This is a genomic window from Microbacterium awajiense, from assembly GCF_039536545.1.
In the GTDB taxonomy this organism is placed as follows: Bacteria; Actinomycetota; Actinomycetes; order Actinomycetales; family Microbacteriaceae; genus Microbacterium; species Microbacterium awajiense.
The window spans coordinates 452,779-475,960 of record NZ_BAAAYU010000005.1; the positions used below are offsets into that span (position 1 = coordinate 452,779).

20 protein-coding genes are annotated in these 23,182 nt (G+C 68.0%); 5 read left to right on the forward strand and 15 right to left on the reverse strand.

All coding sequences use genetic code 11. From position 1 onward, the window contains the following. The first annotated feature begins 22 nt into the window (after positions 1–22). Together ABD663_RS08825 and ABD663_RS08830 are read left to right on the forward strand one after the other, a co-directional pair. Positions 23–679 carry a ThuA domain-containing protein gene (locus tag ABD663_RS08825; protein ID WP_344737614.1) on the forward strand — a complete coding sequence of 219 codons (657 nt, stop codon included), beginning with the start codon at positions 23–25 and terminating at the stop codon, positions 677–679. Positions 680–764: 85 nt separating this feature from the next. After that, entirely contained in the window at positions 765–1,787 is a 1,023-nt protein-coding gene (locus ABD663_RS08830; protein ID WP_344737615.1) for a LacI family DNA-binding transcriptional regulator, read from the forward strand. Between the two features lies 1 nt (position 1,788). Here the strand turns inward: ABD663_RS08830 and ABD663_RS08835 are convergent, their stop codons facing one another. From ABD663_RS08835 to ABD663_RS08850, 4 genes are all read right to left on the reverse strand, one after another. After that, the gene (locus ABD663_RS08835) at positions 1,789–2,841 is read right to left on the reverse strand and encodes a hydroxyacid dehydrogenase (protein ID WP_344737616.1); all 1,053 of its coding nucleotides are present in this window, start codon (positions 2,839–2,841) and stop codon (positions 1,789–1,791) included. After that, on the reverse strand, positions 2,838–3,743 hold the full coding sequence (locus ABD663_RS08840; protein ID WP_344737617.1) for a carbohydrate ABC transporter permease: 906 nt from the start codon (positions 3,741–3,743) through the stop codon (positions 2,838–2,840). Before ABD663_RS08840 ends, ABD663_RS08835 begins: the two co-directional genes overlap by 4 nt. After that, positions 3,733–4,602 carry a carbohydrate ABC transporter permease gene (locus tag ABD663_RS08845; RefSeq protein WP_344737618.1) on the reverse strand — a complete coding sequence of 290 codons (870 nt, stop codon included), beginning with the start codon at positions 4,600–4,602 and terminating at the stop codon, positions 3,733–3,735. The genes ABD663_RS08840 and ABD663_RS08845 overlap by 11 nt, the downstream gene beginning before the upstream one ends. A gap of 181 nt (positions 4,603–4,783) precedes the next feature. Further along, positions 4,784–6,064 carry an extracellular solute-binding protein gene (locus ABD663_RS08850; protein WP_344737619.1) on the reverse strand — a complete coding sequence of 427 codons (1,281 nt, stop codon included), beginning with the start codon at positions 6,062–6,064 and terminating at the stop codon, positions 4,784–4,786. Between the two features lie 125 nt (positions 6,065–6,189). On the opposite strand from ABD663_RS08850, the gene ABD663_RS08855 reads away from it, so the two are divergent. Both ABD663_RS08855 and ABD663_RS08860 read left to right on the forward strand, forming a co-directional pair. Next, on the forward strand, positions 6,190–6,801 hold the full coding sequence (locus ABD663_RS08855; protein WP_344737620.1) for a hypothetical protein: 612 nt from the start codon (positions 6,190–6,192) through the stop codon (positions 6,799–6,801). A 112-nt stretch (positions 6,802–6,913) separates the two neighbouring features. After that, positions 6,914–8,281 (forward strand): sulfatase-like hydrolase/transferase, encoded by a 1,368-nt coding sequence (locus ABD663_RS08860; protein WP_344737621.1) that lies wholly within the window; start codon positions 6,914–6,916, stop codon positions 8,279–8,281. 8 nt (positions 8,282–8,289) lie between these two features. Here ABD663_RS08860 and ABD663_RS08865 read toward each other — a convergent pair whose 3' ends face one another. From ABD663_RS08865 to ABD663_RS08915, 11 genes are all read right to left on the reverse strand, one after another. After that, complete coding sequence (locus ABD663_RS08865; protein ID WP_344737623.1) at positions 8,290–9,039, reverse strand: SDR family NAD(P)-dependent oxidoreductase; 750 nt, start codon at positions 9,037–9,039, stop codon at positions 8,290–8,292. After that, positions 9,036–9,878: a fumarylacetoacetate hydrolase family protein gene (locus ABD663_RS08870; RefSeq protein ID WP_344737624.1), complete on the reverse strand. Its 843-nt coding sequence runs from the start codon at positions 9,876–9,878 to the stop codon at positions 9,036–9,038. The genes ABD663_RS08865 and ABD663_RS08870 overlap by 4 nt, the downstream gene beginning before the upstream one ends. After that, a complete protein-coding gene (locus tag ABD663_RS08875; protein WP_344737625.1) occupies positions 9,875–11,227 on the reverse strand; it encodes an L-fuconate dehydratase in 1,353 nt (450 codons plus the stop codon). Before ABD663_RS08875 ends, ABD663_RS08870 begins: the two co-directional genes overlap by 4 nt. Then, positions 11,224–12,243 carry an aldo/keto reductase gene (locus ABD663_RS08880; RefSeq protein ID WP_344737626.1) on the reverse strand — a complete coding sequence of 340 codons (1,020 nt, stop codon included), beginning with the start codon at positions 12,241–12,243 and terminating at the stop codon, positions 11,224–11,226. The genes ABD663_RS08875 and ABD663_RS08880 overlap by 4 nt, the downstream gene beginning before the upstream one ends. Then, on the reverse strand, positions 12,236–14,254 hold the full coding sequence (locus ABD663_RS08885) for an alpha-amylase family protein (RefSeq protein ID WP_344737627.1): 2,019 nt from the start codon (positions 14,252–14,254) through the stop codon (positions 12,236–12,238). Before ABD663_RS08885 ends, ABD663_RS08880 begins: the two co-directional genes overlap by 8 nt. Positions 14,255–14,329: 75 nt before the next feature. Next, positions 14,330–15,169 (reverse strand): carbohydrate ABC transporter permease, encoded by an 840-nt coding sequence (locus ABD663_RS08890; protein WP_344737629.1) that lies wholly within the window; start codon positions 15,167–15,169, stop codon positions 14,330–14,332. Between the two features lies 1 nt (position 15,170). Next, positions 15,171–16,031 (reverse strand): carbohydrate ABC transporter permease, encoded by an 861-nt coding sequence (locus ABD663_RS08895; protein WP_344737630.1) that lies wholly within the window; start codon positions 16,029–16,031, stop codon positions 15,171–15,173. 104 nt (positions 16,032–16,135) lie between these two features. Continuing rightward, positions 16,136–17,458, reverse strand: coding sequence for an ABC transporter substrate-binding protein (locus ABD663_RS08900; RefSeq protein WP_344737631.1), 1,323 nt, complete (start codon positions 17,456–17,458; stop codon positions 16,136–16,138). Between the two features lie 75 nt (positions 17,459–17,533). After that, the gene (locus tag ABD663_RS08905; RefSeq protein ID WP_344737632.1) at positions 17,534–18,535 is read right to left on the reverse strand and encodes a LacI family DNA-binding transcriptional regulator; all 1,002 of its coding nucleotides are present in this window, start codon (positions 18,533–18,535) and stop codon (positions 17,534–17,536) included. Between the two features lie 123 nt (positions 18,536–18,658). Beyond that, complete coding sequence (locus tag ABD663_RS08910) at positions 18,659–19,984, reverse strand: sulfatase-like hydrolase/transferase (RefSeq protein WP_344737633.1); 1,326 nt, start codon at positions 19,982–19,984, stop codon at positions 18,659–18,661. Next, positions 19,981–21,495, reverse strand: a complete 1,515-nt coding sequence (locus ABD663_RS08915; protein ID WP_344737634.1) for a sulfatase family protein — start codon at positions 21,493–21,495, stop codon at positions 19,981–19,983. The genes ABD663_RS08910 and ABD663_RS08915 overlap by 4 nt, the downstream gene beginning before the upstream one ends. An 87-nt stretch (positions 21,496–21,582) precedes the next feature. Here ABD663_RS08915 and ABD663_RS08920 point away from each other — a divergent pair, with 87 nt between their 5' ends. After that, the gene (locus ABD663_RS08920; protein WP_344737635.1) at positions 21,583–23,181 is read left to right on the forward strand and encodes a GH39 family glycosyl hydrolase; all 1,599 of its coding nucleotides are present in this window, start codon (positions 21,583–21,585) and stop codon (positions 23,179–23,181) included. Position 23,182 lies beyond the last annotated feature (1 nt).

A 23,182-nucleotide genomic window follows, 5' to 3' on the forward strand; every position in this document is an offset into this window, starting at 1 on the left:
CGATGAGAGGGGAAGGACACACATGCGCGCTCTCATCGCCAGCGGGACCGGTCGCTACGCGGACCCCTGGCATCCGTTCGCGCAGACGTCGCCGCTGCTCGCCGAGATTCTGCACGGCGAGGGATTCTCGGTGGTCATCGACGACGACGTCGACACTGCCATGCGTCGCCTCGATGGAATCGACCTGCTCGTCGTCAACGCCGGCGACCCCTGGCGCGGCGACGATCGAACGACCGGGGCGCCGGCCGACTCGATCGCCGGCCTCGACGCTGCGCTCGACGGCGGAATGGGCGTGCTCGCGATCCACGCGGCGGTCGCGTCGTTGCGCGACTATCCCGCGTGGGCCCCGGCGATCGGCGGAATGTGGATCCCCTCCGGCTCATTCCATCCCCCGGCAGGGCCCGCGACCGTCAGCGCGGGCGCACTGCCGGATGGCACCGCGCTGAGCGGATTCGAGGTCGTCGACGAACGGTACTGCCGGCTTCAGCAGCTCGGTGAGCGACACGTGGTCGCCGAACACTCCGGGCCCGCAGGCGCCGAGCCGACGGCGTGGGTGCGCACGGCCGGTTCCTCCCGTGTCGCCGTCGACGTCCTGGGGCACGACGAGGCGTCGTACGAGTCGGTGGGGCACGTGCGCCTCATCGCGGCTCTCGCGCGCTGGGCATGCCCGACGCCGTGAGAGGGAGCGCACCCTGTGGACCACGGGGCGGCGAGCGCTTCCAATACAGTGACCAGAAGCGTGCACGAAGCGAGGGGGAGACGCAATGCAGCATCGTCCGGCCAGACTGACCGACGTCGCGCTTCGCGCCGGGGTCTCTCCCGCGACCGCGTCACGGGTGCTCAACCCGAGCAATCGCGGTGTGAAGGATGCCAATCGCGCGCGCGTACTCGCCGCGGCCGAGGAACTCGGCTACACGACGAACATCGCCGCCCAGGCGGTGGCCCGCGGTCGCACCACCGGCGTGACGCTGCTGCTTCGCGTCATGCCCGATGACTACGCGAATCCGATCGTCGCCGGCGTGGTCGACGCCGTCCGCAACGAGGGACTTCCGATCTCGCTGGTGGTCGCCGGACCGCAGACCAAGGACATCATCGACGCCGTCCACATCGCCCGGGGTCAGCGCACGCAGATCCTCATGACCACGGGTGGTCGGCGCACGGACGACAAGGACCTTCCCGCTCTCGTCGACGCGCTCCAGCGGTACGAGGCCGAGGGGGGTCGCGTCGTCCTGATCTCTCAAGAGGGGCTGCCGTTCGACACGGTGACGTACGCCAACAAGCAGGGCGCACACGACCTCGCGGTCTCCCTCGTCGAGCTCGGCTACCGTGACTTCGCGATCCTGGCCGGTTTCGCCAACGGCATGACCCAGCGCGATCGCACGCAGGGGTTCCTCGAGGGTCTCGGCGAGTCGGGCGTGTCACTGTCGGCCGACCGGATCGTGACGGGCGAATTCGACCGCGATGCCGCGTATGCCGCCACCGGAGACCTGCTGCGGCGCGGCATCCCGATCGACGCGATCTTCGCCGTCAACGACGCGATGGCCCTGGGCGCGCTCACCTTTCTGCGGGATGCCGGAGCACGTGGCACGGGCATCGGCGTGGCCGGGTTCGACGACATCAAGTCGCTTCGCGACGTCACTCCCGCGCTGACGACTGTGCACCTGCCGTGGGATGACGTCGCGGCCGAGGCCCTGGACCTGGCGCTGTCGGAGCGCGTGGACGGACCCCGCCTGCGCGTGGTCCACGGTCATGTCGTGATCCGCGAGAGCACGCCCCGCCGCGGGTGAGTCAGCCGTCGTGAGGCTCGGGAGCCACGAACGGCTCCCCGTTGAGCGCCCGGCGCAGCTCGCCGGCGACGTGATCACCCATGCGCCGCAGCTCGGTGCCCATCGAACCGGCGACATGCGGAGTGATCAGCACGTTCGGCAGGTCCCACAGTCGCGAGTCGGACGGCAACGGCTCGAGCGGATCCGTCACGTCGAGTACGGCGTCGATCCGTCCGGAGACGAGCTCCGTCTCGAGCGCAGCCATGTCGACCACGCCGCCGCGCGCCGTGTTGATGAGCGTTGCCCCGTCCTTCATGGCAGCCAGCTCACGCGCGGCCACCATGTGGCGGGTCTCGTCATTGAGGGGTGCATGCAGTGACACGACGTCACTGCGCTGCATGAGCTCCTCGAGGTCGACGAGCTCGACTCCGAGTCGGCGTGCGGAGGCATGATCGAGCTGGGGATCGTGGACGACGATGTGAAGATCGAAGGGACGCAGGAGGGCGATCACCCGCCGTCCGATGCGGGACGCCCCGACGATCCCCACGGTCTGGCCGAAGTTGCCGGCCGTCTGGAAGCTCTGCTCGCGATCGATCGCCTCCCGGCGCCGCCGGTAGGTCCTCGCCGCGCGGAAGACCTGCTTGCAGGCGAGCAGGATCATCGCCAGCGTGTACTCGGCGACCGGAACGGCGTTCACATCACCGGCGGTGGACAGTGCCAGGCGCGAACGCACCTCGGATTCGACCAGTGCCTGCGTTCCGCCGCCGGCGTGGACCACCGCGCGCAGTCTCGGCAGCGCCTCCAGCACCCTCGCCGTGATCTTCGGAGCGCCCCACCCGGTGACGAGCACCTCGACGTCGCCGAGGCGATCGAGCGTCGCCGGGTCGAACGTCTGGATGACCGGGTGGATGCCACGCGCGGGGATGTCCGTCAGCGCCTCCAGGTCGGCCCCGAACAGCATGCGCGCGAGGTGCTCGTCCGCCATCGCGAGGGCGTATGTGCCCAGACTCTCGCTCGCATCCGCGGAGTCCGGCTCGTGGCGCGCAGCACGAGCGGCGGTGTCGAGGCGGTTCATCCCTTGAGCCCCGAGCTGGCCAGCCCCTGGACGAAGTACTTCTGCGCGGCGATGAAGAGGATGATCATGGGAACCGTCGCGAGCGTGGCACCGGCCATCAGGTAGTTCCACTGCACGTTCAATTCGTCCTGCGCGAAGATGGCCAATCCGAGTTGCAGCGGGCGCAGGTCGGGCGAACTGGTGACGATCAGCGGCCAGAGGAAGCTGTTCCACGCCGCCTCGAGCTGGAACACGGTGATGGTGACCAGCGCCGGCTTGACCAGCGGCATCATGATGCGGAAGAAGATGCCGTACTCGCTGACGCCGTCGATGCGCGCAGCCTCGGCGAGCTCATCGGGCAGCGAGGTGAAGAACTGCCGCGAGAGGAAGATGAACAGCGGCCCCATCGAGAGCGGGATGATCAGACCCCACCAGCTGTCCAGCCATCCGCTTCCGCCCTGGCCGAAGATGTCGTTGCCGCCGAACAGCGGTATCTGCTTGACCACGAGGAACAGCGGGACGATCACGACCTGGAACGGAACCATCAGCATCGCGATGATGTACCACATCAGGTACTGGCGTCCGGGGATCGGCAGCTTGGCGAGCGCATATCCCGCCGCGGTCGCGAACACCACGGTGAGCAGCGTGGACGAGATGGCGAGGATGAAGCTGTTGCGGAAGTAGTCCAGGAACGGAGCCGCCGTCATCGCGGTGACGTAGTTCTCCCAGTGGAGTTCGCTGGGGAACCACGTGAAGGAGTTGACTTCAGCAGGCGTCTTCAACGATGTCAGGACCATCCAGATGAACGGCACGACCATCGCGAACGCCGCGATCGACAGGACGATGTAGAACAGCGTCCAGCGGATCTTCGACCCGAGCGACTTCTTCTTGGTACTCGGATAGCGGATGAGCTCAGTTGTCATCGGACTTGCTCCTCTGCAGCCACAGCCCACCTGCGATGAAGACCGCGATGAGTGCGAACATGAACACGGACTCGGCCGAGGCGTAGCCCAACTGCAGGCGCGAGAACGCGTTCTGGTAGATGTCGTAGACGAGCACCCTCGTGGAGTTCGCGGGCCCGCCCTGCGTCGTGACGTAGACCAGGTCGAACACCTGGAACGACGCGATGATCGATGTGACGAAGACGAAGAAGTGCGCCGGCCCGAGCGACGGCCAGGTCACGTTCCAGAACACCTGCCACCGGTTGGCCCCGTCCAGCCGAGCCGCCTCGACCAGCGCCGGATCGACGCCCTGAAGTGCAGCCAGGTAGATCACCATCTTCGTACCGAGGCCCTGCCAGATGCCGATCATCGCCAGGCTCATGAGGGCCGTGTCGGGGTCGGTGAGCCACCGCGACGGTGGGAGCCCGAACAGAGCGAGGATCTCGTTGGCCAGACCGAAGGTGGGGTTGAGGATCCACAGCCACACCGTCGCGACCGACACGGTCGCGGTGACGACCGGCACGTAGAACATCACGCGATAGGTCGCACGGGCGCGGATCGGCATGTTCAGTGCCAGCGCGACGATGAGGGCGATGCCCATGGCGACCGGGACGACCATCAGCGTGTAGATGATCGTGTTCCACACCGAGATCTGGAAGTCCGGATCCGCGAACATCTCGGCGTAGTTGGCGAAGCCGATGAACTCCGGGTCGGCGAAGAAGCCGTAGTCGGTGAAGCTGAGCGCGAAGGCCAGCACCAACGGCAGTCCGAGGAAGATCGAGACGTTCAGCAGGGCGGGAGCGAGCAGGACGTACCCGGCGCGGCGCTGAGCGCGCACCATCCCGGAGTGCCTGCGCTTGCGGACAGGCGGCCGGTCGGTAGCGGAGCGATCCGGTGCTGCCTGTCGCCGTTCGGTGCTCATCGTCATCGCGAGCCTCCTTCGATCAGTGCGGGTCGAGCGGGGTGGAGCGGGGTCGGGCGGTCGGGCCACCCGACCCCGCTCTGTCAGCAGTCGCCGACGCTTACTCGGACTCCGCCGCGAGATAGGCGAGCACGTCCGCAGTGCTGGATTCCTCGAGAAGCGCCTTCTCGAGTTCCGTGTTGAACGTGTCGCGCAGGTCCAGCCAGTTGGCCGCGCCGCCCTCGAACACGACCTTGTCCAGGTTCGCGTACACGAACGTGCTGGCGGGGTTGTTGGTCACGGCATCCGCGTTCTCAGAGCCTGCCACCGCCGGCACAGCGAAGTTCATCGATGCCATGGCCGCCTCGGCCTCGGGAGTCGACATCGCCTCGATGAAGGCCCATGCGGCTTCGGGCAGATCGGTGCCGGCACCGATGGATGCCAGCTGGCCGCCCGTGAACATGACCTCGCGGTCGTCCTTCAGGTTGAAGAAGACCAGGTCGTCGCAGACCTCCTGGCCGACCTCTTCGCAGTTGATGTATCCGCCGACCATTCCCATGGCCGCCTCGCCCGAGTACAGCAGCGGTGCGCCGGAGGCCGACTGCAGGCCGAAGTCGGTGATCTTCGTGCCGTTCACCGCTTCAACCATCCAGTCGAGCGCTTCGGCACCTTCAGGGCCGTCGAAGCCGGGCGCGCCGTTCTCGTAGAGGTCAGGGCCGGTCGCGGCGAGCAGGGCCGTGAACGGGTGGCGGTAGCCGATGCCCCAGAAGTCGAATCCGGCGCGGACCAGCTTGCCGGAGTCGTCGCGGATCGTGAGCTGCTCGGCGAGATCCATGAGCTCGTCGAGCGACTCGGGCGGCGAGTTCGGGTCCAGGCCCGCCTCTTCGAACGCCGACTTGCTGAGGGCCACCGGCTTGGCGCCCATCACGAGGGGCCACGCGTAGACGGTCTCGTCGTACGTGACGGCGGGGACGACGGCCGGCGTGGTCTCTTCCGAGACGGTGTCGACGTCGACGCCGAACTCGGCGAGGTCGAGGAACGCGCCCTGCGACGCGAACGGAGGAACCCAGCCGATGCCGGTGACGAGCACGTCGTAGGGCTGACCGCTGGCCAGCGATGTCGAGATCTTCTCGTTGAGCGTGCCGAATGTCGCGAAGTCGGGCTCGATCTCGACGTTCGGATAGACCTCGTTGAACGCCGCGACGACCTCATCGAATGCGGCCTGGCCCTCGGTGCTGGCGGGATAGCTGGGCGTCAGCACCCGAAGGGTGCCGGTGACCTCGGTCGGATCCTCCGACGCCTGTCCGCCGCTGTCGTTGCTCGATCCTGAGCAGGCGGTGACGGTCAATGCCGCGACGCCGAGTGCTGCGATGGCCGCGAGTGCTTTGGTGCGCCTTTCCACGGAAACCTCCTTGTGACTGCGTGGTGTCGATCGTGAACCCCTATGGAACGCGATTTCCTTCACCTTACGGAAAGCGCATACCAAAGGTCAACCCCGTAACCGATTCGTGATGGAAGACTAGGTGCATGTCGCTTCATGATCCACCTCCGCGCGGGCGCCGGAAGCCCACGCTTCTGGGCGTGCTCACCGTCGCGGGGGACGTGATCATGATCTCACTCGCCCTGTTCGTCCTGTGGCTCGGAATCGTCACCGCCGCGCCGGCGTCGGCCGCCGCGATGCGCGCCCGCAGTCTCGTGGGCCCAGACGGCCCGTCGGCTCCCGTGCGAACGATTCTGTCGGGAACCCGGACGCACTTCCGCACGCTTTGGCTGGTCGGCCCGATTGTTGTTTTGATCGGCATTTTCCTGTGGATCGGTGTGGCGTTCTGGCTCACTGTCCCCGCCCCGCTGGGCGTGGTGATGCTCGCCGTCCTGCTGTGCATCGGCGCCATCATCCTGCTCGTCTCCCTGACCGTGCCCACCGCTGCGCACAGGGTGCAGGGCTTCCGCGCGGTCGTGGTCGAGTCCGCACGGCTCGTGGTCGCCCGCCCGCTGGTCAGCGTCGTCGCCCTTGCCGCCGCCGGTGCCGCCGTCGTCATCGCGGGGTGGCTTCCGACGCTCGCCATCGTGGGCCTCGGCGCCGCGCTCGTCGAGGTCTGCTGGCGCGCGTGGGGCAAGCGCTTCCTGCCGGACGCGTGAACGGCATGGAACGGCATGCGCTTTCCATCTGCGGTTTCCGTCCTGCTCTACGATGGCACCCGCGGTCGCCCCCAGCCCGTCTTCGACCCGCAACAACGCAGAAAGGGCCCCTATGCGCAGCCCGAACGTCATCCAGATCGTCGTCGACGACATGGGAAACGGCGATCTCTCCTGCAACAACGGCGGAGCCTCCTCGACACCTGTCTTGGACCAGCTCGCCCGAGAGGGTGTGACGGCCTCCCAGTGCTATTCGGGGTCGCCGGTGTGCGCCCCCGCGCGCGCCGCCCTCCTGACCGGTCGATATCCGCACCGCACCGGGGCCATCGACACCATGGAAGCGCGCGGGCTCGACCGGTTGCATCCGCGCGAGCGCACCGTCGCCGATGACCTCAAGACGGCGGGATACGCCACCGGTCTCGTGGGCAAGTGGCACACCGGGGCCTTCGACATGGCCTACCACCCGACGCATCGCGGTTTCGACGAGTTCGTCGGGTTCCAGGGCGGATGGCAGGACTACTGGGATTGGCGTATCGAGCGCGGGGGTGCGCCGCTGCGCGCGGATGGACGACACCTCACAGACGTGTTCACGGCCGAGGCCCTCGACTTCGTGCGTCGACACGCGGACGAACCGTTCTTCCTGCACCTCGCCTACTCGGCGCCGCACTATCCGCTCCAGGCCCCCGAGGCCCTCATCGAGAGATTCCTCGACGGCCGGCGCACGCGGGCCGTCGCGACGATCTACGCCATGATGGCGATGGTCGACTCGGGTGTCGGTTCGATCCTCGAACTCCTCGAGGATCTCGGCATCGCACAGGACACGATCGTGATGTTCACGAGCGACAACGGCCCCGACCAACGCGGTGTGGGCGAGGAGTCGACCCACCGTCCGAACCTCGGGCTGCGGGGCTCGAAGACGCTCGTCTATGAAGGCGGCATCCGAGTGCCGCTCATCGTCCGATGGCCCGCGGGCCTCGGCGCCGGCGAGCAGACGAACGCGCTGGTCCACTTCACCGATCTGCTGCCGACGATCCTCGACGCCGCGGGCGCCCGGCCCTCGGCGCCCGTGCTCGACGGGGCGAGCGCGCTCGACGTCCTGCGCGGCGAACCGGGCGGGCAGCGGACGAGGTTCTGGCAGTGGACGCGCTACACCCCGCTCCTCGAATCCAACGCCGCCGCGCGCGACGGCGACTGGAAACTCGTGTGGCCGGCCTGGCCCGGCTCGCTCGATGCGTCCGCGGCGGACATGGCACGCGACGTCGAGATCAAGGCCCTCGACGCCCTCCCGCGCATCGACGACGACCCCGCGCCCGTCTTCGTGCGGCCCTCGAATGCGCGCCCCCTGCTCTTCGACCTCAGAACCGACCCTCTCGAGACCACCGACCTCGCCGCCGAGCATCCCGCGCGTGTGCGCGCACTCCACAGCGCCTTGGAGAACTGGTTCGACGACGTCGAGCGCAGCCGCGCCGACGCGTCAGCGTGAGGGATCGCTCACTGCGGCCTCACGCGCAGGTGGGTCACACCCCCGTCGACGTCGAGCGCCGAACCGGCGATCGATCGTGACGAGGGACCGGCGAGGAACACGATCGCATCGGCCACCTCTTCGGGGGTGACCATGCGGCCGGTCGCCTGACGCGCATCCAGTGCGGCGCGCTCGGCGACCGGGTCGGGGAACTTCTGCAGCATGCGCTCGACGAACGGCGAGGACACCGTCGCGGGATTGACGCAGTTGACGCGGATTCCCTCGCGGACGTGGTCGGTCGCCATCGCGAACGTGAGCGCCATGACCGCACCCTTCGAGGCCGCGTAGAGGGCGCGCTGCGGCAGTCCGTTGAGGGCGGCGATCGAGCAGAGGTTCACGACCGACGCCGCATCGGACCTGCGCAGCCAGGGCAGCGCCGCCGAGGTGACGCGCGCCATGCCGACGACGTTCACGTCGAGCACACGCAGCCATTCGGCGTCGTCGTTCTCCTCGACCGTGCCGACGGCGCTGATTCCCGCGTTGTTGACGACGATGTCGATGCCGCCGAACTCCTCGACCACCGCCGCGATCGCCGCGTTCACGGAGTCACGGTCGGTGACATCTGCAACCGCGCCGAACAGCCGGTCGTCGAGACCATCCACCGTGACATCGAGCACGGCGACGTTCGCGCCCTGCGCCTGCAGCGCGAGCGCCGTCGCGTTGCCGATGCCCGATGATCCGCCCGTCACGACGGCGGTGAGCCCTTCGAATCCGCTCATGCCTGCTCCATCCTCTGTCGGGCTCGACCGAGCCCATCGATCTCGAGTTCGACGACGTCACCCGCGCGCAGGTACGGTTTGGGGTCGGGCTGCCCGAGCGCCACCCCCGCGGGCGTGCCCGTATTGATGACGTCGCCGGGACGCAGCACCATGAACTGGCTCAGATAGTGGATGAGGAACGGGATGTCGAAGATCAGGTTCCTGGTGGAGCCGTTCTGCATGAGTGTTCCGTTGACCCACAGTCGCAGGCCCAGATCACCGGGATCTGCGACTTCGGATGCCGGGACGAACCACGGCCCCATGGGATTGAACGTCTCGCAGCTCTTGCCCTTGTCCCACTGCCCGGAACGCTCGAGCTGGAACTCGCGCTCCGACACGTCGTGGCAGATGACGTAACCGGCGACATGGGCCATCGCGTCCTCGGGCGAGGCGAGGTACCGCGCGGTCGTCCCGATCACGACGCCGAGCTCGACCTCCCAATCGGTCTTGACGGATCTGCGGGGGATCAGGACGTCGTCGAAGGGCCCGACGACCGTCGACGGGTCCTTCATGAAGAGCACGGGCTCAGCCGGGTACTGCGCACCGGTCTCGTCCGCATGGTCGCGGTAGTTCAGTCCGATGCAGACGATCTTGCCCGGCCGGGCCAGCGGAGCACCGATCCTTCTGCCGGCGATGTCGACCTCGTCGAGGGCGCCGCGTGCAGCTGCGGTCCGCGTGGCTTCGATGCCGCCGCCGGCGAGGAAGGCCCCGTCGACCTCCGAACCGACCGCCCAGGTGCGCCCGTCGAGCTCGACCACCGCCTCCTCCGTGCCGACGTCGCCGACCCGCATGAACTTCATCGCTGTTCTCCTCCCGCCGCCAGGGCGTATTCGTGGGCAGGCGACGACGCGCCTTCCGTCTGCCAGTACGTTCCGTCCGGGAATCGGTACGTCTCGATCGTCTCGGGGTACATCTGCGCGCTGTAGCCGGGCAACGCGGGCAGACGGTATCCGCCGTTCTCCACGATGCACGGGTCGACGAAGTGCTCGTGCAGGTGGTCGACGAACTCGGTGACGCGGCCCTCGAGCGTGGCCGACACGGCGACGTAGTCGAAGACCGACAGATGCTGAACGAGCTCGCACAGGCCGACGCCGCCGGCGTGCGGGCAGACCGGCACCTCGAACTTCTTCGCCATCAGGTAGACCGCGAGGATCTCGTTCACGCTGCCCAGCCGCGCCGAGTCCAGCTGGCAGAAGTCGATGGCCTCCGCCTGGAAGAACTGCTTGAACAGCACGCGGTTCATGCCGTGCTCGCCTGTCGCGACGCCGATCGGGTGAACGGCGCGCCGCACAGCGGCGTGACCCAGCACGTCGTCGGGGCTCGTGGGCTCTTCGATCCACAGCGGCTTGAACTCGGCGAGACGCTGAACCCACTCGATGGCCTCGGGGACGTCCCACACCTGGTTGGCGTCGATCATGAGATCGGCATCCCACCCGATGACCTCACGGGCGATACTGCACCGGCGGATGTCGTCCTCGAGGTTCGCGCCCACCTTGAGCTTGATGTGCTTGTAGCCGGAGTCGACCGCCTCCTGGCACAGGCGCCTCAGCTTGTCGTCCGAATAGCCGAGCCAGCCTGCAGACGTCGTGTAGCAGGGGTAGCCCGTGCGCTCGAGCTGGGCGATCCGCTCGTGGCGCGTCGGCGCGGCCGCTTCGAGGATGGCGATCGCCTCGTCCCGGGTCAGCGCGTCCGAGAGATACGTGAGATCGGCGGCGTCGACGATCTGCTCGGGAGTCATCTCGGCGAGCAGCCGCCACAGCGGCTTGCCTGCACGACGGGCCGCGAGATCCCACATCGCGTTCATCACCGCGGCGAGGGCCAGATGGATGACACCCTTCTCCGGCCCCAGCCAGCGGAACTGCGAATCCGCGCCGAGCTCCCGGTACACCGCTCCGAGATCGCCGACCAGCTCGTCGACGTCGCGGCCGATGAGCGGCAGAGCGCGCTGACGGGCAGCCTCGACGCACAGGTCGTTGCCCCGTCCGATGGTGAACGTGAACCCATGACCGCTGAGGGCGGGGTCGTCGGTGGACAGCACGATATAGGCGGCCGAGTAGTCGGCGTCCTTGTTCATCGCGTCCGAGCCGTCGGCGGATGCGGACGTGGGGAACCGAACGTCACTGACCGTGATCCCGGTGATCGTCGTCATGATGAGGCATCTCCTGTCTGGAAGGGGAAGTCGGGTCCGAGAAGCCCCCGGCGCTGGAGGTCGCGCCACAGCGCGGCCGGGATCTCGGCCCGATAGCGGTCGACGCTGCTGCGCACGTGGGCGTCGGTGCGCGCGCCGACCACGACCGAGACCACGCTCGGATGACGCAGCGGGTACGCCACGGCCGCCTCGGGCAGCGTGACGCCGTGCTCGACGCACACCTCGGCGATGGCCCTCGCGCGGGCGATCAGCTCAGCGGGAGCCTGTTGATAGTCGAACTTCGCGTCGTCGGGAACGGTCTGCGTGCTGAGCAGACCGGAGTTGTAGACGCCGGCCACCACGACCCCGACGCTGTGCTCCTGCGCGGCGGGCAGCAGTTCGACGAGCGCTTCGTCGTCGAGCAGCGTGAAGCGGCCTGCGCACATGACGACATCGATGTCGCACTCGCGGATGAACCGCGCCAGCATGGGCGCCTGGTTCATCCCGGCCCCGATTGCTCCGATGACACCCGCTTCGCGCAGCCTCACCAACTCGGGGAACGCCTCGTTCACGCATTGGTCACCGAAGTCGTCGGGATCGTGCAGATAGACGATGTCGAGACGGTCGAGGCCGAGGCGCTCGAGGCTCTCCTCGATCGAACGCCGCACCCCCGGGCCGCTGAAGTCCCATTGCCGACGGACCGCGGCGGGCACCGCGAAGCCCTCGTCGTCCCTTCGGCCGGCGGTCTCGGGGCTCGGCGTCAGGAGCCTCCCCGCCTTGGACGACAGCGTGAACTGGTCGCGCGGGCGCTCACGCAGCGCAGCGCCGAGGCGACGCTCGGACAGGCCCAGACCGTAGTGCGGTGCGGTGTCGAAGTAGCGGATGCCCGCTTCCCACGCTGCGTCGACGGCATCGCGCGACTCGTCGTCGGTCGTCGCTCGGTAGAGGTTCCCGAGCTGGGCGGCACCGAACCCCAACTGCGAGATCCGGAGTCCGGTTCGCAGCGTCGATGTCGGGATCGCTTCGGTTTCAGGCATCGGCGTCGACGCTCCGTTCCACGGCGATCAGGCGGTGTCCGCCTGCGAACGAGACAGCGAAGCGGGCGTAGCCGTTCGCATAGGTGAAGGGCATCTGCTCGTCAGTGAGGGCGTCGCGAACCGAGGCGGGCGCCTGCGGCGATCGGACTTCGACGGTCGCATCGATCACCGGGACGGGGTCACGCACGGTCTCGACGGCCGACATCGCCCGTCGGGACGGCAGATAGCTCAGCAGGTGGACGAACGTGTCGTGCTCACCGGCCTGGAGGGCCACTTCGAGATGGGCCGGGCCGTCCACGCGCACGGACGGATCGGGGATGAGGTCGGTCAATGCGGCACGGACGAGCATGCCGATCTCAGGGACCCCGCTCTCGCCGTACTCCTCGAGGATCGGGAACGCCGCGACACCGACCCGGTCCCTCACCGACAGCGCGGGGAAGTCCGTCGCCCTGCCCGCGGGTGTGTACTCGTGACCGCTGAACCGGTCGGGGGTGCGATCGAAGTACGGCTCGGTGACGGTCGCGTACACGCGAGCGCGGCCATCCGCCCGCACCCGCCGGATGGACCCGGCCGTCACGAAATCGAAGTCGGGCAGGCCGGTCGTCTCGGGTCGCGGACGCACGAACTCCCGGGCGAAGGATCGCTCGTCCGTCACGACGACCCCGCCCAGACGCTCCACCGCCCCGCCGTCGGGCGATCCCGAGAAGAAGACCGCGCCGCCGCCCGCCACGTGGGCGGCGATCCTGGCCTCGAGCGCCGGGTCGACCTCGACGCCGTCGAGGACGACGAGCATGCGATATCCGTCGAAGGCTCCATCGGGCGTGACGAAGTCGAACCCGATGCCCATCTCGGTCAGCAGCCGCAGCGCGCCCAGCTCGCCCGGGCCCGGCGCATCGGCGTGGATGACGTCGGCGTCGGATGAGATCGGCGCTCGGACCACGGCCGCGTCGGTCACGCGCACGGCGCCGGTGGTCACCTGCTGCACGGCGGAGACGTCCGAGAACGTCGATTCGAGCAACGCGGTCACGGCGTCGTGCGATCGCCCGGATGCGGGCAGCGAGTCGCCGATGCAGATCCCCAGTCCCATCCCCACCATCTGCAGCGCCTCGTACGTGAGCGCATGCGGCGGGTGCAGGCTCGCACTGTCGCCCCAGCTGCCGAAGAACCGGCCGGTCATCCCGAGCGCGCGCGGCTGCACCGGCAGGACGTTGCGGGCCACATACGGTGCGTAGGCGTACCCCCACCCGCCGGTGGGCAGCGCCTCGATCTCGTCATGGGTGCCGTACCCGAGTTCCTCGGCGAGCCGCAGACGCGGCCGCGAGTTGAAGAAGATGCTCCGCGCGTGGCCCTCGCGGTCGACACCGGCCACCAGATCGCGCAGCCGCGCCATGTAGCTGTGCGACACGATGCGTGCCGCCTCTCGCCTGCCCCCGGGGCTCTCGGGGTCGAGACCGGCGCTGCGTGCCACCGCCGCGAACGAGGGGCTGAAGCTCGGCTGGTCGAAGCAGATGTCGAAGAAGTATCCGTCGGCATCGGGGAACCGCTGCATGACATCCGATGTCTGCTCGACGAGGTAGTCCTGATAGGCGCTGGTCATATCGAGCACGTGCCATCCCGGGACGCCGTGGGAGTCGACGCGGACCGGCCGACCGTGCTCGTCCTGGGCGACCCATTCGGGATGGTCGGCGGCGGCCTGCTCGTCGAAGAGGACGCTGATGTAGAGGGGGCTGCGGATGCCCACCGCGCGCAGCGCCTCGACCTGTTCGCGCAGCAGGTCGCCATCACCCAGGCCGGGATGCGTCTCGGGCCGATCGGTTCGGTAGTAGAGCTGCCCGTGATGGCACTTCGCGAACAGCGTGACCGAGTCGACACCCAGTCGCACGAATCGCTCAGCGAACTCGGCCGGGTCGAATCGGTCGGCGATGGGCCTGATCAGCGGAGACGTGTGGAAGTCCAGGTGAACCGACCTCAGGGGAAGGCGGGGCTCGGCCGGGTGCGCGGCATCACGCATGGGTGTGGTCTTCCTCACTGCTCGTGGTACCCCACGACCCTACCGTAAACATGGGATGTCTGTCGCGAAGAGTGCTCATTCCTTCACTCCGCCGGCAGCGAGGCCCTTCGTGACGTAGCGGAACGCGAACAGGATGATGATCAGCGCCGGCACTCCCAGCAGCACGAGCGCGGCGAAGTACTGCGAGGACTCCAGCGGGGTCGGCGAGAAGGCGCTGCGGATGTTCTGCACCGCCTGCGCAGCCGTCGTCAGCTCGGGAGAGCGCAGGAGCACCGACGGGAAGACGAAGTCCTGCAGCGACCACATGATGCTCAGGGCGGCGAGGTTCGCCAGCGGCCCGCGGCTGAGCGGCAGGGCCACATGCCAGAAGATCTGCGCATGGTTGGCGCGGTCGATCACCGCGGCTTCGACGAGCTGACGCGGGATGTCGTCCATCCGGTTGCGCAGCAGCAGCACCGCGAACGGCAGCGTCAGCACCGCCTCGGGCAGCGCGACTCCGATGTGCGTGTTGAACAGGCTCAGCGTGCCGCTGATGAAGTACACCGGCACGAGGATCGCCGTCGCCGGCACCGCGAGGAACAGCAGGACGCCGTAGTAGAGCGTCTCGCGACCGCGGAAATCGATCACCGAGAAGGCGTAGGCGGCGAGTGCGCCGATGCTGCACACCAGAACCGCGTGCATGATCGCGATGATGCCGCTGTTGACGAAGGTGAGCGGGATCGAGACCCCGTTGAGATCGCGGGTCAGCACGGCCCAGTAGTTCGCGATGCCGCCGACGGCGACCGACATCTGGACGGCATTGATGAGCGGCCAGGCGAACCCCAGGGCGAAGACGGTGAGCAGCGCGTAGATGAGGACCCGGTCGAATCGGCGCAGGTGGAGCGGCAGGCGCTCCTCTTCCAGCTGGGTCGCCATGTCAGCTCATCCTCCGTCGCACGAAAATCTGGATGATCGAGATCGTCAGTGCGATCACGAGCACGATGATGGATGCCGCAGCCGCGAACCCGACGCGGTCGATGCCGAGGGTGGCGCTGTAGATGTAGGTGCCGGTGATGTCGGTGCGGCCGCCGGGCTGTCCGGCCGTGGAGAAGAAGATGATGTCGAAAGATCTGAAGCTGCCCAGGATGACCGACAGCAGCACCGTGATGTGCGTCGACTTCAGCAGGGGGTAGAGGATGATCCGATAGATCTGCCACACCGTCGCGCCGTCCAGTGTGGCCGACTCGACGATGGAGGCGTTCACCTGCGCCACGTCGGTCGTGTAGTACATGATCGGCAATCCGATCGTGTACGTGAACAGCACGAGCACGCCGATGTAGGCGGCCGTGGGGTCGCCGAGCCAGTCCTGCGCGAGGAAGCCGAGTCCGATGCTGCGCAGCGCCTCGTTGATCGCGCCATCGCGGGTCTCGAGCATGCGTCCGTACACCGTCGCGAACAGCGACATCGGGATGAGCGACGGAAGCAGGAAGACCGTGTAGTACCAGCGGCGCATGCGCACACCCGACGCGAGCAGCATCGCCAGGAAGAATCCCAGGGTCAGCGAGACGCCGACCAGGAACAGCGCGAAGAACACCGTGTTGAACAACGACCGCTGGAACGCGGGATCGGTGAGAACGAGCTGGAAGTTCTGCAGACCGACGTCCACGGCGTTGCGGAAGGTGAGTCCGACCTGCTGCGTGCTCACCATGCCGAGGATGCCGAAGCTGTAGAGGAAGTACACGCTGTAGAACAGCAGGAGAGGCGCGAGGAAGATCAGCGCGAACCAGGGCCCGCGCATCGGCGATCGCCTGCCGGCTCCCGGGCGCGGGGCCCGGCGCTGGCTGCGCCGGGCCCCACTGCCGGACGTGACGTACGTCCGGGTGTCGAGCGGGGAGGTGTGGGTCACCCCTGGTCTCCGTATCGTCCTGACGTCCACTCCGCCTGCATGTTCGCGGCGGTCTCCTCGGCGGTCGCCTCGCCGCGAAGCATGTCGAGGATCATGTTGCCCATCACATTGTTGAAGTCGGGCTGCGCGGTGCGGATCGAACTCGGGTTGCCGATGAGCTGGGCGACCTGCGCGTAGCCCTGCTGCGAGGCTTCGGTCGCGAGCACGGTGTCGGGCAGCTCGTAGCCGTCGAGGCTGGGGAGCAGCACCAGATCGGGAGCCCAGACGTCGGCGCCGGCGGTATCGACCATGAACTCGATGAAGGTCGCTGCCGCCTCGACGTTGTCGGACGCGGCCGGAATGGCCAGCCCTCCCTCGGCGAACGCACGGACGGTCTGAGAGCCGCCATCCGCGAGCGGAAGAGCGGTCGCCCCGACATCGGCCACCTCGATGCCGTTCGCCTCGCGGAACGGCTGGGACAGCAGCGAGTCCTGCCACGACCCGTCGATGTAGAAGGCGGCCTCACCTGCGGCGAAGAGCTCGCTGGGACGCGTTCCGAGCAGGCTCAAGACGTCGGTGTCGACGACTCCGGCGTCGAAGATCGACTTGTACATGTTGAGGCCGTCCACCACGGCGGGCTGATCCCATGAACCGCCGTCGACGTTGATGTCGTCGGAGATGCCGGGCGAGGTCTGCTCGGCGAATCCGAAGAGCATCTCGGACTGCCAGTACGGCTCGCCCTGGAAGACGACCGGGGTGACATCCGGGAACGTCGCGGCGACGGCATCGACGGCGGTCTTCCACTCGTCGACCGTGGTGGGAACCTCGGCGCCGGCCTCTTCGAGCATCTCTGCGTTGTAGTACACGATGGGCGTTGCGATCGACCCCATCGGAACGGAGTAGAGCACGTCGTCGTCAGCGATGTCCTGGGTCTGCTGCACCATCGGCTCGTTGAGGTTGCCCAGCCAGTCCCCCGCCCACTCGTCGACGGGGAGCAGGAACTCGCGCACGCTGTTCGTCATGGCCGACACCTGCACCCCGACGACGTCGAGATCCTCGCCACCGCTGAGCGCGAGCGGCAGCTGCTGCTGATAGTCGGTGTTGACGAAGACCCGGAGGTTGACGGAGATGTTCGGATTCTCCGCCTCGAAGGCCTCGATGGCGGCGGTCAGCGTCGTCTCCGGCGGGAACCAGGTCCAATAGGTCAGTTCGACCTCTTCGCTGGTGTCCTGCTCGACCTCCTCGGGGCCACCGACCCCTCCGGACGAGCCGCACCCGGCGATGAGCACGGCGGCACCGAGGGCGCCGCCTGCCGCAAGCAGTGTTCTGCGAATTCTCATTGCTGTGTTCCTTTCCCTTCCTTGTGATGCCCGCACCGCGGTTCGGGTGCGGTGGGTGCGATGCGCGGCTGCGCATCATGTTCCCGGCGGGGGCGCGGTGGAGCGGTGCGCCTCGAAGCTGGTCGGGAAGATCTCGTCGCGACCGGGTCCGTCGTAGCGGCCGAGGATCCGGTCGAGAAGCATGACGGTCGCGGCACTCGACATCTCGGTCACGGGCTGCACGACACCCGTGAAGAAGGGATCGTGCACCATGTCGGTGCGTGCGTTGTCGAACGTCACGATGGACAGGTCGTCAGGCACGGCGAGCCCGAGCTCCTGGGCCGCCTCCGCCGCACCCATCGCGATGAAGTTGCTCGCCGTCACCAGCGCGGTCGGGCGGCGGGGCGAGTCCAGCATCCCCATCGCCATCTCGAACCCGGACTCGGAGGTGTAGTGGCCGAAGGACACCGGTGCGGGGAGTCCGGCCTCGGCCATCGCCTCCTGGAAGCCGGTCGCGCGATCGCGCGCCGTGATGATCGCCTCATCACCGCTGAGCATCGCGATGCGCTCGTGCCCGCGCTCCAGCACGTAGCGGGTGAGCTCGCGCGAGGCGGCTCGGGTGTCGCAGCGAACGACGTCGACGTCCATGTCGGGCATGGCGTAGTCGAGCACCACGATCGGAAGGCTCTGCTCGCGCACGAAGTCGATGGCCTCCGGCGTGCCGTACACAGGCGAGAGCAGCACGCCGTCGACGCGGCGCTCGATCAGAGAGCGCAATTGGCGCATCTCCTCGGCGGGGCTCGATTCGGTGTGCCCGAAGATGACGGTGTAGTCGCTCTCGCGCGCCGCGCGCGTCACGCCCTGGATCTGCTGGATCGCGAACGGGTTGGTGATGTCGCTCACCAGGAGGCCGAGGGCCATCGTGCGGCGCTTTCGCAGGCCTTGGCCCACCATGTTGGGCACGTACTTGAGCTCCTGGATCGCTGCTTCGACGCGCATCCGGGTCTCGACCGAGACCGCGTCGGGCTGGTTCAGCACCCGCGACACCGTCATCGGCGCCACGGACGCGTGGCGCGCGACGTCTCGGATGTTCGCCACAGCTCCTCCTCGAGCATGTCACCGGATGGTACGCGTACCACTGTAGACATGGGATCTATGTCTGTCAATGGCCCCGTGACCGTCCCGGTTTTCCGGGTTCTCTCCCGTGGATCCTCCGATGTCTCAGCGGGGCGCAGCGGGGTCCAGGCGCTGCCGACGGTGCCGCGCGAGTGCGATGCGCAGCTCGTCGACCAGATCCGCCGCATCCGGGTCGTGGATGAGATCGGCCGTCTCCCACGGGTCTTCCCGCACGTCGAAGAGCTGGTCGTGGGCCGGATCGCCGTAGGCGATCAGCTTCCATCGCCCCCGTCGGATCGATCGCTGTGCGGTGCCGTACGCCGTGAAGATCTCGGCCTCACCCGGATCGTCGTCGACGATGACGGGGCGCAGGCTCGCGAACTGCACATGGTCCGGGATCGGGATGCCGGCGAGATCGCAGATCGTCGCGTAGATGCCGCCGGCGTACACGCACTGGTCGCGTACGGCGCTGCGCGGGACCCCCGGGCCTGCAATGACCAGGGGCACCCGCGTGCTGTGGTCGTACAGGCTCTGCTTGCCCATGAGCCCATGCTCCCCGAGGGCCAGACCGTGGTCGCCCGAGAAGACGATGATCGTCTCCCGTTCCGACTCGCGTTCGAATCGTTCGACGGCGTCCAGCAGCCGCCCGATCTGCGCATCCGCATGCGTGATCATCGCGAAGTACTCGCGCCGATGCATCCGCACGGCGTCGTCGGTCCGCGGATGCGGGGCGAGCAGCTCGTCGCGGATGTCCAGGGCGTCGTTGTCGAAGGGGTGCACGGGCAGCGCATTGGGTGGGACGACGACCTCCGAGATCGGATAGAGATCGAGGTACTCCTGCGGCGCCTGCTTGGGATCGTGCGGCGCGTGGTAGGCGAGATGCAGGAAGTACGGCGCGTCGGAGCGGCGGGTCGACAGGAACTCCAGCGCGGCATCCGTCCAGCGCTCAGACGAATGCTGCACCGAGCCGTCGGCGGATCTCAGCCAGTGACCCCCACGCGACCGATCGGCCGGATCCCACCGATCGTCCGGGCGCGGGCGCCGGTACGCCTCGCTCTCGCCGTCGACGGATCCGAACATGCCACCGGCCCAGGGACCGACGCGGTCGTAGTCGTCCTCGAGGGCCTCGAGCTGGTTGTGCCACTTTCCGGTGAAGAACGTGTCGTATCCCGCATCGCCGAGCGCCCGGGCCAGCCGGGTGACCGTGAGGAACCGGGACTCGGATTCGAACAGCGTGAGGCCCGACAGCAGCATCCGCCGCGCGGGGACGCAGACGGCAGGTTCGGTCGAACCCTGGTTGAAGGCGTGGGTCAACGTCGTTCCGCGCGTGCGGAGCCGGTCGAGGTTGGGGGTCCGAACGTCGTCGCGGCGGAGCGACCAGTGCGTCATGTCGTCCATGAAGATCAGGACGACGTCGGGTGCGGAGGTCACTGCCCGACAGCACCCACGGGCTCGATGTCGCATGCGAAGCCCGATCGCGAGCCGGCGACGATGTCGCACAGCGCCGCGTGGGCCTGCGCCGCCAGATCAGGAAGTTCCTCCCACAGATCAACCGCCTCGATCGCATCCTCCTCGAGGTCGTAGATGCGCCCGACCGGCGCGTCCGACCCGAACACGGCGCCGTCGTCGCCGGTCACGCGCGCGGTGAAGCCACCGCCCGACTCGGTGCAGAAGTTCACCTTGTACCGCTCGAAGCGCAGGCCGAAGGCGCCACCCATGCTGTGGTGCACGACGGGTCGACCCCGCGGGGTCGGCGACGGCTGCCGCAGCCGCTCGATGATGTCCACCGCGTCCTCGGCGGCGCCCTCGCGGGGGACGAGTCCGGCGGCGGACAGGATGGTGGGGTACAGATCGGTCAGGCAGATCAGATCGTCGCGCACGACGCCCGCGGGCAGACCCGCCGGCCACCGCATGATGAGCGGTTCGCGATGGCCGCCGTCCCAGATGTCGCCTTTCTGGCCGCGGAACGGGCCGTTGGGGCGGTGGTGCTCGGTGTCACCGTCCTCCGGGTAGAGCGTGGGAGCGCCGTTGTCGCTGGTGACGATGACGATCGTGTCGTCGGCGAGGCCGAGTTCAGCGAGGGTGTCGTCGATCCGCCCGACCATCCAATCGACCAGGCACACCGCGTCGCCGCGCGGACCCGCCTGCGACATGCCCTGGAACTGCGCGGGCGGCACGCAGGGGCGGTGCGGCGCAGCCGTGGAGAGGAAGAGGAAGAAGGGCTCGCCGTTCTCGGCCCGATCGCGCATCCACGTCACCGCCTCCTCCGTGAAACGCACGTCCGCTTCGTCATCACGCCACCCCTCCGTCATCAGACCGGGGTTGATTCCCGGCTGATAGACGGGTCGCTGCAACGTGGGCTCGCCGACGACCCGGTCCTGCGAGAGGAAGGCGGAAGGCGGCATGTTGAGCGAGCCCGCGATCCCGAAGAATCTGTCGAAGCCCAGGTCGCACGGTCCCCCCGTGAACGGCGTCCCGTAGTCGATCTCGTCGGCCGGGTACTGCTCGGGGTGATCGAGGATGTCGGGCTCGGCGTCGGGTCCGAAAGCCGTGATGCGCGTGCCGTCCTTCCGCTGCCAGTCGAGACCGAGATGCCACTTGCCGAACACACCGGTCGCGTACCCGGCATCGTGCAGCTCCGACGCGATGGTCGGGCGCTCGGGCTCGATGATCGCCGGGGCGTGACTGTGCAGCACATGCTGCTTGAGGGGGCTGCGCCATGCATAGCGCCCGGTCATGATCGAGTAGCGGCTCGGAGTGCACACCGACGACGACGAATGCGCGTCGTCGAAGCGGACGCCCCCGCGCGCCAGGCCGTCCATGCGGGGTGTCGGAATCGCGGATGCTCCGTAGCAGCCGAGGTCACCCCAGCCCATGTCGTCCGCGAGGATCAGCACGATGTTGGGCCGTCTCTGTTGCCCGCCGTCGGGTGCACTTGCCATGGAGCCATGGTAGACATGGGATGTATTCACCTGCAACGCCCCGGCGAGGGCACAGCCCTGCGGCCGACCGCCGAGAGATGGGATGACATGACCATGTCGTCGACGAACGCGGCGACGCTCAACGGCGCTGCCGACGCGCCGGGAACCGCCCTGCTGCACCACTGGAACCTCGTGGTCGGGGCAGGGCGCGCCAACGAGGGCCTTCGTGCCGACTGGCAACGGCAGCTGCGCGAGGTCGTCGACACGCAGGGATTCCGCTACGTGAGGTTCCACGGCCTCTACCACGACGACATGTTCGTCTATCGCGAGGAGGCGGGCAGAGTCGAGCCGTCGTTCGCCTACGTCGACTCGCTCTTCGATGCGCTGCTGGAGGCCGGCATCCGCCCCTTCGTCGAGTTCGGCTTCATGCCGCGCGAACTCGCGACGGCGACCGAGACGGCGTTCTGGTGGGGAGCCCACGGGTGTCCGCCCACCGACTTCGACAAGTGGGAACAGCTCGTCGCCGGCACGGTCGCCCATTGGCGCGACCGGTACGGGTTGGATGAGATCCGCGAGTGGTACTTCGAAGTGTGGAACGAACCCAATCTGCGACCGTTCTTCCGCGGCACGAAGTCGCAGTACCTCGAGCTGTACCGCCGCACCGCCCGCGCGGTGAAAGGCGTCGACCCGTCATTGCGCGTCGGCGGCCCGGCCACGAGCAACTTCGTTCCGGATTCGCGGTTCGATGGTGAGACCGAGGACACCGCCGCGCACGCCGACACCGTCGGGGCACCGGACCTCGACGCCCTCGCCTGGGAGCCCGTCTGGGTCGCCGAGTTCCTCGAGACGGCGGGGCGCGAGGGATTGCCCGTCGACTTCGTCTCGACGCACCCCTATCCGACCGACTGGGCGCTCGACGAACACGGTCAAGGCGCGCGGCTGACACGCGGTGTCGACGCCACCGCCACCGACCTGCGCGTGCTGCGCGACCTCGTCGACGCCAGCGCCTTCCCCGAGGCCGAGATCCACCTCACGGAGTGGTCGTCGTCCTCGAGCTCGCGTGACCACACTCATGACTATCCGCAGGCGGCGACGTTCGTGGTCAAGGCGAATCTCGACTCGATCGGCCTCGTCGATTCGCTTTCCTACTGGACCTTCACCGACATCTTCGAGGAGGCCGGCGGCGGGCAGCTGCCCTTCCACGGGGGCTTCGGGATGCTGAACCAGCAGGGGATCCCGAAGCCGACGTACCACGCCTATCGGTTCCTCAGCACCCTCGGCGACGAGCTCCTCGTGCACACCGATGCGGGAGTGCTGACCCGCGACAGCGCGACGGGTGCGCTGGTCGCCGTGGTCTACAACTACCCCGCCGAAGTCGCTCGCTCGGTGCCGGCTTCGTTCGACACCAGAGATCTCGCCGACGCGATCCAGGCCACAGGCGACTCCCGCGACGTTCAGCTCGACGTCGCGGGAGTCGCGGCCGGCACGCGCTTCCGCGTCGAGACCCTCTCGCCGTCGTCGGGTAACGCGATCGCAGCGTGGGACGCACTCGGGGCGCCGCTGAACCCGACTCGAGAGCAGACGGCGGCCATCGCCGCGACGGCGCGCGCGCTCGACGTGACCGAGTTGGTGGCGGGCGAACACGGCCTGGCGGCCACGATCACCCTGCCCGCGTGGGGCGTGGCGCTGGTCACACAGGCGGACTGAT